Source organism: Caballeronia sp. LjRoot31 (genome assembly GCF_964253885.1).
Taxonomy (GTDB): Bacteria; Pseudomonadota; Gammaproteobacteria; order Burkholderiales; family Burkholderiaceae; genus Caballeronia.
In genome coordinates, this window is sequence record NZ_CAXURX020000001.1 from 291,660 (window position 1) to 303,744 (window position 12,085).

Here is a 12,085-nt window from a genome sequence, read left to right on the forward strand (position 1 = left end):
AAGTATGTAGCAAAGCGGCACACGCATCGACACGCGCCGCCGAGTAGATCGTTTCCAGGGGAGGCGATGCATGAGTCGGACGGGTGCATACGGGGGTCGAGGGTCTGAATGGAAATTTTGGGTAAGGAAGCTATGAAAACAATCAAGCGAGCCCTGTCGGGCGTGCTGGCGTTAAGCGGACTCCTGTTCGCCGGCGCGGCCCTGGCGGTCAACGACAGTCCTGGCGGTCCTGCAGTTAACGAACTTAACTTCCAGACGCCGGTGACGAAGATCGCCGAAGAGCTCTACGGCCTCCATACGTTCATGCTGATCATCTGCACGGTGATTTTCCTCGGCGTGTTCGGCGTGATGTTCTATTCGGTCCTGATGCACCGGAAGTCGAAAGGACACAAGGCTTCGAATTTCCACGAAAGCACCACCGTCGAAATCATCTGGACGATCGTCCCGTTCGTGATCGTTGTGCTGATGGCGTTGCCGGCCACGAAGGCCGTCGTCGCCATGAAAGACACCACCAACGCCGACCTGACCGTGAAGGTCACCGGTTATCAGTGGAAGTGGGGTTACGACTACGTGAAGGGGCAGGGCGAGGGCATCAACTTCCTGTCCACGCTCTCTACCCCGCGTAGCGAAGTGAACGGCCAGACGCCGATCACGGACCTGTATCTCCAGGAAGTCGACAATCCGCTCGTGGTTCCGGTCGACAAGAAAATCCGCATCATCACCACCGCCAACGACGTCGTCCACTCGTGGTACGTCCCGGCGTTCGGCGTGAAGCAGGATGCGATCCCCGGCTTCGTGCGCGACACGTGGTTCAAGGCCGAGAAGATCGGCACGTTCCGCGGCTTCTGTACCGAGTTGTGCGGCAAGGAACACGCGTACATGCCGGTCGTGGTCGAAGTGTTGTCGGCTGAAGACTACACGGCGTGGGTCGATGGCCAGAAGAAGAAAATGGCGGCCAGCGCGGACGATCCGAACAAGACCTACACGATGGACGAACTGAAGGCGCGCGGCGCACAGGTCTATACGTCGAATTGCGCGGTCTGCCACCAGCCGACCGGCAAGGGCGCTGGTCAGTTCCCGGCGCTCGATGGCAGCAAGATCGCCAATGGCCCGATCGCGGACCACGTGAGCATTGTGCTGAAGGGCAAGGGCGCGATGCCGAACTGGGGCGCGACGCTCAATGACGTCGAGATCGCTTCGGTGATCACGTACGAACGCAATACCTGGGGCAACCACACGGGCGACATCCTGCAACCCCTGCAAGTCGCCGACGCACGTAACGGCAAGATGCCCACAGGCGGCGATCATCTGGCGGGCGCAGGCGCCGCGGCTGGTGGTTCGGAAGCAGCCAGTGCGGCAGCGCCGGCATCTGCCGCGGCGTCGGACGCTTCGGCTCCGGCGGCTTCGTTGCCGGCGAGCGTGTATTTCGAGACGGGCAAGGATGCATTGCCTGCCGACGCCGCCAGCGCCGTGCAGGCCGCCGCGGATTACGCGAAGGCGCATCCGGACGCGAAGCTGACGCTGTCGGGTTTCACCGACGCAACCGGCTCCGCCGCGAAGAACGCCGAATTGGCGAAGACGCGTGCGCAGGCTGTTCGCGACGCGCTGAAGGCCGCGGGCGTGGCGGAAGACCGCATCATTTTGAAGAAGCCGGAAACGATCACGGGCGGTGCTGACGCGAGAGAAGCACGGCGTGTGGAGATCAGTCCGGCTGCCTGACGTACCCGTTCGCCCAGCTTCCATCTGAATGAAAGGAAGCTGGCGTAGCGTACGCACAAGTGCCGCAGTATTCGCTTTAGGAGATTGTCATGTCTAGCATCGGACACGATGTACCCGCGGGCCACGACCATGGCCACGCTCATGATCACGGTCATGGCCACGACGAGCACGCGCACGAACTGCCGTACGGCTGGCGTCGCTGGCTATTCGCGACGAACCACAAGGACATCGGTACCTTGTACCTGTTGTTCTCGTTCATCATGTTCCTCTCAGGGGGCGTGATGGCGCTGATGATCCGCGCCGAGCTCTTCGAGCCTGGCCTGCAGATCATGCGGCCCGAGTTCTTCAACCAGTTGACCACCATGCACGGCCTGATCATGGTGTTCGGCGCGATCATGCCGGCGTTCGTCGGTTTCGCGAACTGGCAGATTCCACTGCAGATCGGCGCGTCGGACATGGCCTTCGCGCGCATGAACAACTTCAGCTTCTGGCTGCTGCCGGTGGCGGCCATCCTGCTGATCACGTCGTTCTTCGTTCCCGGCGGCGCGACCGCTGCCGGCTGGACGCTGTACGCGCCGCTCTCCACGCAGATGGGCCCGGGCATGGACTTCGCCATTTTCGCGATCCACCTGATGGGTGCGTCGTCGATCATGGGCGGTATTAATATCGTCGTGACGATTCTGAACATGCGCGCGCCCGGCATGACGCTGATGAAGATGCCGATGTTCTGCTGGACCTGGCTGATCACCGCCTACCTGTTGATTGCCGTGATGCCGGTGCTGGCAGGCGCGATCACCATGGTGCTGTTCGATCGCCACTTCGGCACGTCGTTCTTCAACGCAGCAGGCGGCGGCGACCCGGTGATGTACCAGCATATCTTCTGGTTCTTCGGGCATCCCGAGGTGTACATCATGATCTTGCCGGCGTTCGGGATCGTGTCGCAGGTGATTCCGGCGTTCTCGCGCAAGACTTTGTTCGGTTATAGCTCGATGGTGTACGCAACCTCATCCATCGCGATTCTCTCGTTCATGGTCTGGGCGCACCACATGTTCGCCACCGGCATGCCGGTGACGGGTCAGCTATTTTTCATGTACGCGACCATGCTGATCGCGGTGCCGACCGGCGTTAAGGTGTTCAACTGGGTCGCAACCATGTGGCGCGGTTCGTTGAGCTTCGAATCGCCCATGTTGTTCGCCATCGGCTTCCTGTTCGTGTTCACCATGGGCGGTTTCACGGGCCTGATCCTCTCCATGGCGCCGCTTGATATCCAGATGCACGGGACTTACTACGTGGTGGCGCACTTCCACTACGTGCTGGTGGCGGGGTCGCTGTTCGCGCTCTTCTCCGGCTGGTATTACTGGTCGCCGAAGTGGACCGGCTGGATGTACAACGAGACGCGCGGCAAGATCCACTTCTGGGCGTCGATGATCTTCTTCAACATCACCTTCTTCCCGATGCACTTCCTGGGCCTCGCCGGCATGCCGCGTCGTTATGCGGATTACCCGGCGCAGTTCACGGACTTCAACCAGATTGCGACGATTGGCGCGTTTGGTTTCGGTCTGGCACAGGTGTACTTCCTGTTCGCGGTGGCATTGCCGGCGTATCGCGGCGGCGGTGATCTGGAGAAAGCCAGCGACAAGCCGTGGGACGGCGCCGAAGGTCTGGAATGGACTGTGCCGAGCCCGGCTCCGTTCCACACGTTCGAGCAGCCGCCGCACGTCGAGTAAAGCCACGCAGCGCGTTCCGTTCAGATTCAAAAAACGGGACGCGCGCCACGCAGGACAATGACAGCGAAGCGCATGACTAGCGGAATAAAGCCTGAACGGATGACCCGGAATTCACAGAAGCAACGCACGCCCGAGCAAGTTCGCGCGGGCAACAAGCGGCTTGGCCTGATCCTGCTGGCGGTAGCCGCGGTGTTTTTCGCGGCGGTTGTCGTCGATCAGTACGTGCGGTCGAGAGGCTAGGGAACGTGTCGACGCCTGAGGAGATCAAGGAAGATCGCGCGTTCAACCGCTCGATGATGGTCAAGCTGATTGTGGTGGCGGCGGCCATGTTCGGTTTTGGTTTTGCGCTCGTGCCCATGTATCGTGCGATCTGCTCGATTACCGGCATCAACAATCTCGTGCAGCGCGACGTGGGCGCACGGGAAGCGAGGAACACGCAGGTCGACACGAGCCGCAAGATTTCCATCGAATTCGATGCAAACGCGCGCGGCCCGTTGCAGTTCAAGCCGGAACAGAACACGCTGGACGTGCATCCGGGCGAAGTGATGACGGTGATGTACGAGGTGACCAACCAGCAAGCCCGCACGGTTCAGGCGCAAGCCATTCCGAGCTACGCGCCCATGCAGGCCACCGAGTATTTCAAGAAGATCGAGTGCTTTTGCTTCACGCAGCAGACGTTGAAACCGAACGAGACCCGGCGCATGCCCGTGGTGTTCGTGGTGGACCCGAAGCTGCCCAAGGATGTGAAAACGATCACGTTGTCGTACACGTTCTTTGAATTGACCGCGCCTGCGTCGGTGTCGCGAAGCGGTATATAGCCCATAAGGCCGCGCTTTCCGGCAAATACGCGGCAGCCGGTGGTACGCAGAGTGGTACATAAGCCGCGCCAGGCGACGGAGACGTGAGATGGTTGAAACACAAAAGCAGGCGCCGAAGAACAGCTTTCTCCGGTTGCTGAAGGCAGTTTTCTGGTCGTTCTTCGGCGTGCGCCGCCGCAGCGACCTGGAAAGCGATGCCTCGTTGAACCCGCTGCATTTGATCGCGGCCGGGGTTATCGGGGCGGCGCTGTTTATCGTCGTGTTGCTGGTGGTGGTGCGGGCGGTGGTGGGATAACGCCAGTGGCGTTGCTGCGGAAGGATCAAGCGGCGGCAGTGGCAGAAAAAATTCAAGCAACTGGATCGAAGTGGAGAATCAATAATGAGCGGTCAAAACGAAAGCCCGTACTATTTCGTCCCGCACCCGTCGAGACATCCGATCATGGCCGCCACCGGCCTGCTGATCTCGATGGCTTCGCTGGCGTCGTGGGTCAATGGTGAATCATGGGCGCCGATCACGTTTGTCATCGGCCTGCTTTGGCTGCTGTACACGCTGTGGCACTGGTTTGGAGACTCCATTGGGGAATCCGAAGGCGGGATGTACGGCAAGAACGTCGATTTGTCGTACCGATGGAGCATGAGCTGGTTCATCTTCTCCGAAGTGATGTTCTTCGGGGCATTCTTCGGCGCGTTGTTCTACGCCCGCGAGATCGCGCTGCATGAGCTGGGCAGCCTCGATTACAAGCTGATCTGGCCGGACTTCACCGCCGTTTGGCCGAACAACGGTCCTGCCGCGCTGGTGTCGCACTTCCGCTCCATGACGCCGTGGCCGCTGCCGACCATCAATACCGCGCTGCTGCTGAGTTCAGGCGCGACGCTGACGGTTGCTCACCATGCGCTGCGCGAGAATCATCGGAAGAAAACGATTATCTGGCTGGCTGCGACCGTGCTGCTTGGCGCATGCTTTTTGTTCTGCCAGGGCTATGAATATTTCCACGCGTACAACGAACTGAACCTGACGCTGGCTTCGGGCGTGTACGGTTCCACGTTCTTCCTGCTGACGGGTTTTCACGGTTTCCATGTGTTTCTCGGCGGCACGATGCTCACCGTCGTTCTCGTGCGTGTGATCCGCGGGCACTTCACCGCGGAGCATCACTTCGCGTTTGAAGGGGCCGCGTGGTACTGGCACTTCGTGGACGTGGTGTGGCTCGGGTTGTACGTGGTCGTGTACTGGTTGTAAGTATTCAGGCAGCGTTCAGGCTGTGGCGGATGTTGGTGGCTTGATCCACCCGCGTCCGGCCTGGCAGGATGGTTTGAAGTGGATTGAAAGAAGTGGATTGAAAGAAGTGGATCGAAAGAAGTCGATTGAAAAAGATGCTTTGCAAAGCGCCGCCTCGACCTGACTCGGGCGGCGTTTTGTTTTTGAACGCGGCTTGGCGGAATGTTGAGGAAGGCGTTTCCTGCGCGGTTTTGTCGCAGTGTTGAGTGCAACGGCCCGCTAGTATTCCGCGATCCCGGGCGAACCTTCGCGCTGCCGGAAGGCCCAACCCACACGTAACTTAAGACCTAAGAGACTTAAGAAAGACGTTACTCACCGTCCGAGCGGAATCCCGGTGGACTGAATCCAGCCCATCCAGTGCGCGAACAGGATGAAGAGGAACAGCGAGATCGACAGCCCGACCCGCATGGCGAGCGACCACACCATACGTTGGGTCTTGCCCTTGTCGGTGATCATGAAGTACAGCGCAGAACCCAGGCTCGCGATGATGAGAATGAATGCAATGGCAACGAATATGTGCATGAAAACAGCCAGTTGGCCTAGGAAGTTCGATCGCTCAATTATCGCACCGCAGGTAACATGCCGCGTGGGCGTTCAGGTTTTCGTCGGTGGAAATGCGGTATGAAAATTCGTTTCTGGCCGGCGCTGATTATTTTGATCGTCATGGCAGTTACCGTGCGTCTCGGCTTCTGGCAACGCGACCGTGCGCATCAGAAAGAGCAGTTGAACGCGCAGATTGTCGCGTTTGAAAACGCGCCCGTGCAACGCGTAGGCGCAACGCCGATTGCGTTGAAGGACATCAATTTTCATCGTGTGCTGGCGCGTGGTACGTTCATGCCCGATCGGGTTGTATATCTCGATAACCGGCCCTATAACGACCAGCCGGGTTTCTACGTCGTGATGCCGCTCAAGCTTGATGGCGGCGGGGTCGTGCTGGTGAATCGCGGCTGGTTGCCGCGTAATCTGGCGGACCGCACGGGCATTGAGCCGTATGACACGCCGTCAGGTGTTGTCGAGATTGAAGGCGTTGCGCGGGCGAACGCGTCGCAGGCTTTCGAACTCGGACACGGCGGTTCCGCGGCGCAGCAAAAGATTCGGCAGAATCTCGATGTCGCCGCGTACGCCACCGAAACGGGTTTGCCGCTGCAACCGTTCGTGATCCAGCAATTGAACAACAGCGGTGACAAGCTGGTGCGTGACTGGCCGGCGCCCACCATGGGCGTAGATACCAACTACGGCTACATGCTGCAATGGTGGGGTATGGCGCTCGCCGCGCTCGGGTTCGGGCTGTACGCGGCAAGGCGCGCGGCGAAGAACGAAGGGAAGAAGGACGGTGACGGGCAGGGCGCACCGGAAACGCTGGATGGGAAAGTCTGATCCAATAATCGACGGGTTGGGCCAGTAAAGGACGACGCGTGTGTTCGCGTCGGGCGGGCTTGACCGGAAGTGATGGGCCGACGCACACGACCAACACCGGGACCGGCCGGCAGCCATGAAGCAGGCGCCCTGCGCCTGAATGAACGCATCGCGTGAAAGAAGTACGCGATGCTGCAAACGAATAGAGGCAACATTTTGTCCATGCAAACTCCCCGACCGTCCGCGTCTGCCATTCACAAGGCGCGCGCCCAGCAGCAGGAACGCGCGCCCGGTTCATGGAACAAGGGGCGCTGGATGCTGATCCTGCTCGCGGCCGTTTGCGCCGCGCCGGTCCTCGCGTCCTACTTTATGTACTACGTGGTCAAGCCGACCGGTGGCACCACGAGCTACGGTGCGCTGATCGAGCCGCAACGGCCGATTCCCGACCCACTCGTCGTCACCGACGAACAAGGCAAGCCCATGCCGCTCACCGCCTTGCGCGGTAAATGGCTGATGATCACGGTCAACGGCAGCGACTGCAACGAACAATGCGTCACGCGCCTCTTCTTCATGCGGCAGGTGCGCGTGCTGCAAGGCGCGGAACGCGACCGGGTGGTCAACGTCTGGCTTCGTACCGATGACAAACCGGTGTCGAGCGTGATCCAAACGGCTTATCCACAGCCGGACACGCGCATGCTGGTCGCCGATCCCAAAACCGTCGCGGCGTGGCTGCCGGCGGGCGCGGATTCGCAACTTACCGACCATATCTTCCTGGTCGATCCCAATGGCAATCTCATGATGCGGTTCCCGAAGAATCCGGAGCCGGAGAAGATCAAGGCGGATCTGGCGAAGCTGCTGAAGTGGTCGCGGATCGGTTGAGGACGAGTTGAGGACAGTGCACGCATGACTTACGTTTTACAACTCGGATTGATCGGCATCTGCATTGCGTTGTTGCCGCTTTCGTATGTGTGGGTGAAAGCCGACGACAACAAATTCCGCAAGCTTGTCTGGCTGACCACGTTCCTGACGCTCGACCTCGTGATGTTCGGTGGTTTTACGCGTCTGACCGATTCGGGTCTCGGTTGTCCCGACTGGCCGGGTTGTTACGGCACGTCGTCGCCGTTTATTGCGCATGCTGCCATTAACGCCGCCTATCAGGCGATGCCGACGGGGCCGGTGAGTATCGGCAAGGCGTGGATTGAAATGATCCACCGTTATTTCGCCATGGCGATCGGCGTGTTGATCATCGCGCAGGTTCTGATTGCATGGACGGCGCGTTTCAAGCGTCGGCCGCTGCACGTGTCGCCCTGGTGGCCGACCGGGATCCTGATGCTGATCGTGGTGCAGGGCGCGTTTGGCGCGTGGACGGTCACCATGAAACTGCAGCCGGTGATTGTGACCACGCATCTGTTGCTCGGGCTGGCGTTGCTCGGCGCGCTTGGCTGGCTGGCCGCGCGCCAGACGCCGATTCCCGCCATCGATCCCGCCGCCGCCCGCTGGCTGCCCGCGGCGTTAGCCGGATTGTTGCTGCTGGTAGTTCAGATTGCGCTGGGCGGCTGGGTCAGCACGAATTACGCGGTGCTCGCCTGCACGGACTTCCCGCTGTGCAACGGCGCGTGGATTCCGCCGATGAACTTCGAGCACGGCTTCCACCTGTGGCGGGCGCTCGGGATGACTGGCGACGGCGATGTCATCTCGCAGGACGCGCTCGTCGCGATTCACTGGACCCACAGGACCTTTGCGATCGTCGTCGTGCTATACACGTTGTGGCTCGCGGCGAAACTGCGGCGATTTGAGTCGTTGAGAAAACCCGCCAACGGCATCATGATCGTGATCGTCGTGCAGTTCCTGACGGGATTGTCGAACATCCTGCTGCAGTGGCCGCTGCCTGTTGCCGTGGCCCACAACGGCGGGGCGGCCATCCTTTTGCTGTTGCTCGTTATGGTAAACTTTCGAATCTCCTCCAGCCGTCCCGGCCATGTTGTGGGGTCGCCTGCCACGGCCCCGCGCGACGCCGTTCCCGCATCACTCCCGCGCCAAGCTCCGTGAGTTTCTATGGACAGCACGACACTGATTTCCCCGTCCGGTAACCGCCTCTCGCAGTACATTGCGTTGACCAAACCGCGCGTGACGCAACTCGCGGTTTTCTGCGCGGTCATCGGCATGTTCCTGGCCACGCCGGGCATGGTGCCGTGGACTGTGCTGATCGGCGGAACCGTGGGCATCTGGCTGCTGGCCGGGGCCGCGTTCGCCATCAACTGCCTGATGGAACAAAAGATCGATGCAATGATGCGCCGCACCGCGTGGCGTCCGTCCGCACGCGGCGAGATCACGCCTGTGCAGATCTTGCTGTTTTCAGCGGTGCTCGGCGGCGCAGGCATGTGGACGCTCTACACGTTCACGAACGCGCTGACCATGTGGCTGACAATCGCCACGTTTGTTGGCTATGCGGTGATTTATACGTGCTTGCTGAAACCCGCAACCCCCCAAAATATTGTGATCGGTGGCGCGTCGGGCGCCATGCCGCCGGCGCTTGGCTGGGCAGCCGTGACGGGCCATGTACCCGGTGACGCGTGGATTCTTGTGCTGATTATCTTCGTCTGGACGCCGCCGCATTTTTGGGCGCTGGCGTTGTATCGGCGCAAGGACTACGAGAACGCCGGCTTGCCGATGCTGCCGAACACGCACGGCGAGAAATACACGCGCCTGCATATCCTTTTGTACACGGTGATCCTGTTTGCCGTGACCATGATGCCGTTTATCTCCGGCATGAGCGGTCTGCTGTATCTGGCGTCGGCCGTGGTGCTTGGCGGCGTTTTCCTTGGCTACGCGTGGAAGATTTATCGTGAATATTCCGATGCCCTCGCGCGCAAGACCTTTCGGTTCTCCATCGTGTATTTGTCGCTGCTGTTCGGCGCGCTGCTCGTGGATCATTACGTGCGGACGGTGATCGGTTTATGACGTTTTCAGTTCGGGGAATTGCTGTCTGGTTGGGATTCGTTTTGGCCGCCGCGCTGCTCGCAGGATGCGACAGCAAACCGGCGTTCACGAATCTCGACATCACGGGCAATACGCAGTTCGGCAGCGAGTTTTCGTTGCCCGATACCAGCGGCAAAACGCGCACGCTCGGTGACTTCAAAGGCAAGGCTGTGGTTCTGTTCTTCGGCTACACGCATTGCCCAGACGTTTGTCCGACCACGCTCGCCGAACTCTCGCAGGCGCTGCAACAACTTGGCGACGACGGCAAGCGCGTTCAGGTACTGATGGTCACCGTCGATCCCGCACGCGATACAGCGCCGTTGCTGGGCGAATATGTGTCGGCGTTCAGCCCGACGTTTATCGGCCTGCGTCCCGCCGACACGGCCGAGCTCGTCAAGATCACGAAGGATTTTCGCGTGTATTACGCGCAGGTTCCCGGCAAGGCGGCGGGCGATTACACCATGGACCACACGGCCGCGAGTTATGTCTTCGACCCGCAAGGTCGGCTCAGGTTGTTCGCACGCGACGGGCAGGGCGTGGATACGTGGGTACACGATCTGAAGTTGTTGCTCGATTAAGCGGACGCTTGCTGATAGTGACGCCAAGGCCGTTTCAACTCACGTTGAAACGGCCTTTTTCGTAGGTGATTCCCGCTTCAAACTATCGCCGACAACGCTCACGGCGATTGCGGCAAATTCAGTCCCGGTGCCAACCGCGTGGCGTTGAACTCGATGATGTCGTAGTGCACGAGCCGCTGCTGCGAGAAGGGGTCTTTCGCAATGATCGCGTCGAGCCGGTCACGGTCCATGGTTGCCGCCAGGATAATGCCGCCGTCGCACGGTATTTTGGGCCCAGCGATAATAAACGCGCCGGCATCGAACTGTTGTTCGAGATAGAGGCGATGAGCGTCGAGCGCGTCGTCGATTTCAGCGAGCGCGCCGGTGTAGCGTAGATGGATGACGTACATGGGCGATTTCAACCGATAGAGAACGGGCCTCAATATTAAGCCCGTGCGCCCGCTCCGGCGCACAGGCTCTAAAAGGCGCGAGGTCCTTTCAAGCGCTTTTCCCATTCTCCCTGGCCGCTCAGTTCCTCGAAACCAAACGGCCGCAGAAGAGGGGCAACCGGAACCGGATTCAGATCGCTCGCGCAGACGATGCGGTCATACCCGGCCTCGGTGGCAAACGTCACGCACGCGTTGATCAAACGGCGAGCGATACCGCCTCGCTTCACGCCCGGTTCCATGAACAACGCCGAAAGCCGTGCACTTCCGGCTGACACGCCTATCAGCAGGCTAGCGCCTACGCTGACGCCGTCCTGCTCGGCAATCCAGCACGCATTGCGCAGTGGATCGGGTGCGGTCAGGTAATCCGCGACGACAATCGCGATACGAGTTTCCCGCTCACATTGCGCTTGCATTCCATCGGGGGCGAGTTGCGCCTCGCGCTCAACGATCCAGCCGAAATCACCCGGTCGCGGACCGCGCAGCCGAACGCGCGCCGCGTCGCCGTTCGGCCCGAGCAGGCGCTGGACACAACCCATCGATGCAAGCAATTGCGCGCGCTGGTCCCGCGTCATTGCGTCCAGCGTGGCCGAAACGTCGTCGCGCACGTGCGTGCTTAGCGCAGCCAGCGTCGTCTCTCCGGTTGTGGTCAATGAAACCTGGTTGCGACGGCCATCGCCGGAAAATGGACGCCGCTCGATCAATCCGGCGCACTCGAATTGCGTCAGCATGCGGCTCAGATAGCCAGTATCGAGTCCGAGCGTGCGCGAGATATCCGCTGCCGTGCACGTGCCGGCGCGCATGACGGCAAACAGCACGCGCATTTCCGTTAGCGAGAGCACGCTTTGCTCGACCAACTCGTGCGGCGCCCTGACATGGCACGCATAAAACCACTGGAAACGGCGTACCGCCGCCGTCAGGCCGTTGCTCATGGAACTGTCCATATCCGCCTCGCTCTCTCGTTTTTATGCCGTTCGCCGTTTCCCCTGGCAAATCGATCGAGACCATTGTGCCGATAAAAAGTATGACCGTGCAGAAGAGCGTCGGCGGCACCTCTTGCAGCGGTCGACGGGCGTCTATAGTGTGTAGACCAGCAGCATTGAAGTGGGCTGTAATTCGAGGGTAATTACTGATGCGAAAGCATCCGTGAAATCAATTCGAGATACGTTCAACCTATTGATAATTAACAAGTTTGTGAGAGACGCGC

The 12,085-nt window shown here is 60.2% G+C and carries 14 protein-coding genes; 11 read left to right on the forward strand and 3 right to left on the reverse strand.

All coding sequences use genetic code 11. From position 1 onward, the window contains the following. Positions 1 to 108 precede the first annotated feature (108 nt). From coxB to ACSQ8V_RS01345, 6 genes are all read left to right on the forward strand, one after another. Positions 109 to 1,719 carry a cytochrome c oxidase subunit II gene (coxB, locus tag ACSQ8V_RS01320; protein ID WP_436204666.1) on the forward strand — a complete coding sequence of 537 codons (1,611 nt, stop codon included), beginning with the start codon at positions 109 to 111 and terminating at the stop codon, positions 1,717 to 1,719. Positions 1,720 to 1,808: 89 nt separating this feature from the next. Further along, a complete protein-coding gene (gene ctaD / locus ACSQ8V_RS01325; RefSeq protein ID WP_213764750.1) occupies positions 1,809 to 3,446 on the forward strand; it encodes a cytochrome c oxidase subunit I in 1,638 nt (545 codons plus the stop codon). Between the two features lie 99 nt (positions 3,447 to 3,545). Continuing rightward, positions 3,546 to 3,686, forward strand: coding sequence for a cytochrome oxidase small assembly protein (locus tag ACSQ8V_RS01330; protein ID WP_213764812.1), 141 nt, complete (start codon positions 3,546 to 3,548; stop codon positions 3,684 to 3,686). Between the two features lie 5 nt (positions 3,687 to 3,691). Continuing rightward, positions 3,692 to 4,264, forward strand: coding sequence for a cytochrome c oxidase assembly protein (locus ACSQ8V_RS01335; RefSeq protein WP_213764751.1), 573 nt, complete (start codon positions 3,692 to 3,694; stop codon positions 4,262 to 4,264). An 88-nt stretch (positions 4,265 to 4,352) separates the two neighbouring features. After that, positions 4,353 to 4,559 carry a DUF2970 domain-containing protein gene (locus tag ACSQ8V_RS01340; protein ID WP_213764752.1) on the forward strand — a complete coding sequence of 69 codons (207 nt, stop codon included), beginning with the start codon at positions 4,353 to 4,355 and terminating at the stop codon, positions 4,557 to 4,559. An 84-nt stretch (positions 4,560 to 4,643) separates the two neighbouring features. Next, on the forward strand, positions 4,644 to 5,501 hold the full coding sequence (locus ACSQ8V_RS01345; protein WP_213764753.1) for a cytochrome c oxidase subunit 3: 858 nt from the start codon (positions 4,644 to 4,646) through the stop codon (positions 5,499 to 5,501). A 351-nt stretch (positions 5,502 to 5,852) separates the two neighbouring features. Here the strand turns inward: ACSQ8V_RS01345 and ACSQ8V_RS01350 are convergent, their stop codons facing one another. Continuing rightward, positions 5,853 to 6,062, reverse strand: a complete 210-nt coding sequence (locus tag ACSQ8V_RS01350) for a twin transmembrane helix small protein (protein ID WP_436204667.1) — start codon at positions 6,060 to 6,062, stop codon at positions 5,853 to 5,855. Positions 6,063 to 6,161: 99 nt separating this feature from the next. On the opposite strand from ACSQ8V_RS01350, the gene ACSQ8V_RS01355 reads away from it, so the two are divergent. The 5 genes from ACSQ8V_RS01355 to ACSQ8V_RS01375 all read left to right on the forward strand — a co-directional run bounded on the left by ACSQ8V_RS01355 (position 6,162) and on the right by ACSQ8V_RS01375 (position 10,453). Continuing rightward, entirely contained in the window at positions 6,162 to 6,917 is a 756-nt protein-coding gene (locus ACSQ8V_RS01355; protein ID WP_213764755.1) for an SURF1 family protein, read from the forward strand. Positions 6,918 to 7,118: 201 nt separating this feature from the next. Then, positions 7,119 to 7,775, forward strand: coding sequence for an SCO family protein (locus ACSQ8V_RS01360; RefSeq protein WP_436204668.1), 657 nt, complete (start codon positions 7,119 to 7,121; stop codon positions 7,773 to 7,775). Positions 7,776 to 7,799: 24 nt separating this feature from the next. Then, the gene (locus tag ACSQ8V_RS01365) at positions 7,800 to 8,945 is read left to right on the forward strand and encodes a COX15/CtaA family protein (RefSeq protein ID WP_436204669.1); all 1,146 of its coding nucleotides are present in this window, start codon (positions 7,800 to 7,802) and stop codon (positions 8,943 to 8,945) included. A 6-nt stretch (positions 8,946 to 8,951) separates the two neighbouring features. Continuing rightward, entirely contained in the window at positions 8,952 to 9,857 is a 906-nt protein-coding gene (cyoE, locus tag ACSQ8V_RS01370; RefSeq protein WP_213764758.1) for a heme o synthase, read from the forward strand. After that, positions 9,854 to 10,453 (forward strand): SCO family protein, encoded by a 600-nt coding sequence (locus ACSQ8V_RS01375; RefSeq protein WP_436180661.1) that lies wholly within the window; start codon positions 9,854 to 9,856, stop codon positions 10,451 to 10,453. Before cyoE ends, ACSQ8V_RS01375 begins: the two co-directional genes overlap by 4 nt. 98 nt (positions 10,454 to 10,551) lie before the next feature. On the opposite strand, the gene ACSQ8V_RS01380 is transcribed toward ACSQ8V_RS01375, so the two are convergent. Beyond that, complete coding sequence (locus ACSQ8V_RS01380) at positions 10,552 to 10,842, reverse strand: YciI family protein (RefSeq protein WP_213764760.1); 291 nt, start codon at positions 10,840 to 10,842, stop codon at positions 10,552 to 10,554. Between the two features lie 68 nt (positions 10,843 to 10,910). Further along, positions 10,911 to 11,822 (reverse strand): bifunctional helix-turn-helix transcriptional regulator/GNAT family N-acetyltransferase, encoded by a 912-nt coding sequence (locus ACSQ8V_RS01385; protein WP_436204670.1) that lies wholly within the window; start codon positions 11,820 to 11,822, stop codon positions 10,911 to 10,913. Positions 11,823 to 12,085 lie beyond the last annotated feature (263 nt).

Bases quoted from the DNA above. Each gene is read 5' to 3' on its own strand.
- coxB (WP_436204666.1), top strand. From the start codon at position 109: ATGGAAATTTTGGGTAAGGAAGCTATGAAAACAATCAAGCGAGCCCTG.
- ACSQ8V_RS01355 (WP_213764755.1), top strand. From the start codon at position 6,162: ATGAAAATTCGTTTCTGGCCGGCGCTGATTATTTTGATCGTCATGGCA.
- ACSQ8V_RS01345 (WP_213764753.1), top strand. From the start codon at position 4,644: ATGAGCGGTCAAAACGAAAGCCCGTACTATTTCGTCCCGCACCCGTCG.
- ACSQ8V_RS01340 (WP_213764752.1), top strand. From the start codon at position 4,353: ATGGTTGAAACACAAAAGCAGGCGCCGAAGAACAGCTTTCTCCGGTTG.
- ACSQ8V_RS01380 (WP_213764760.1), bottom strand. From the start codon at position 10,842: ATGTACGTCATCCATCTACGCTACACCGGCGCGCTCGCTGAAATCGAC.
- ACSQ8V_RS01350 (WP_436204667.1), bottom strand. From the start codon at position 6,062: ATGCACATATTCGTTGCCATTGCATTCATTCTCATCATCGCGAGCCTG.
- ACSQ8V_RS01375 (WP_436180661.1), top strand. From the start codon at position 9,854: ATGACGTTTTCAGTTCGGGGAATTGCTGTCTGGTTGGGATTCGTTTTG.
- ACSQ8V_RS01365 (WP_436204669.1), top strand. From the start codon at position 7,800: ATGACTTACGTTTTACAACTCGGATTGATCGGCATCTGCATTGCGTTG.
- ctaD (WP_213764750.1), top strand. From the start codon at position 1,809: ATGTCTAGCATCGGACACGATGTACCCGCGGGCCACGACCATGGCCAC.
- ACSQ8V_RS01385 (WP_436204670.1), bottom strand. From the start codon at position 11,822: ATGGACAGTTCCATGAGCAACGGCCTGACGGCGGCGGTACGCCGTTTC.
- ACSQ8V_RS01360 (WP_436204668.1), top strand. From the start codon at position 7,119: ATGCAAACTCCCCGACCGTCCGCGTCTGCCATTCACAAGGCGCGCGCC.
- ACSQ8V_RS01330 (WP_213764812.1), top strand. From the start codon at position 3,546: ATGACCCGGAATTCACAGAAGCAACGCACGCCCGAGCAAGTTCGCGCG.
- cyoE (WP_213764758.1), top strand. From the start codon at position 8,952: ATGGACAGCACGACACTGATTTCCCCGTCCGGTAACCGCCTCTCGCAG.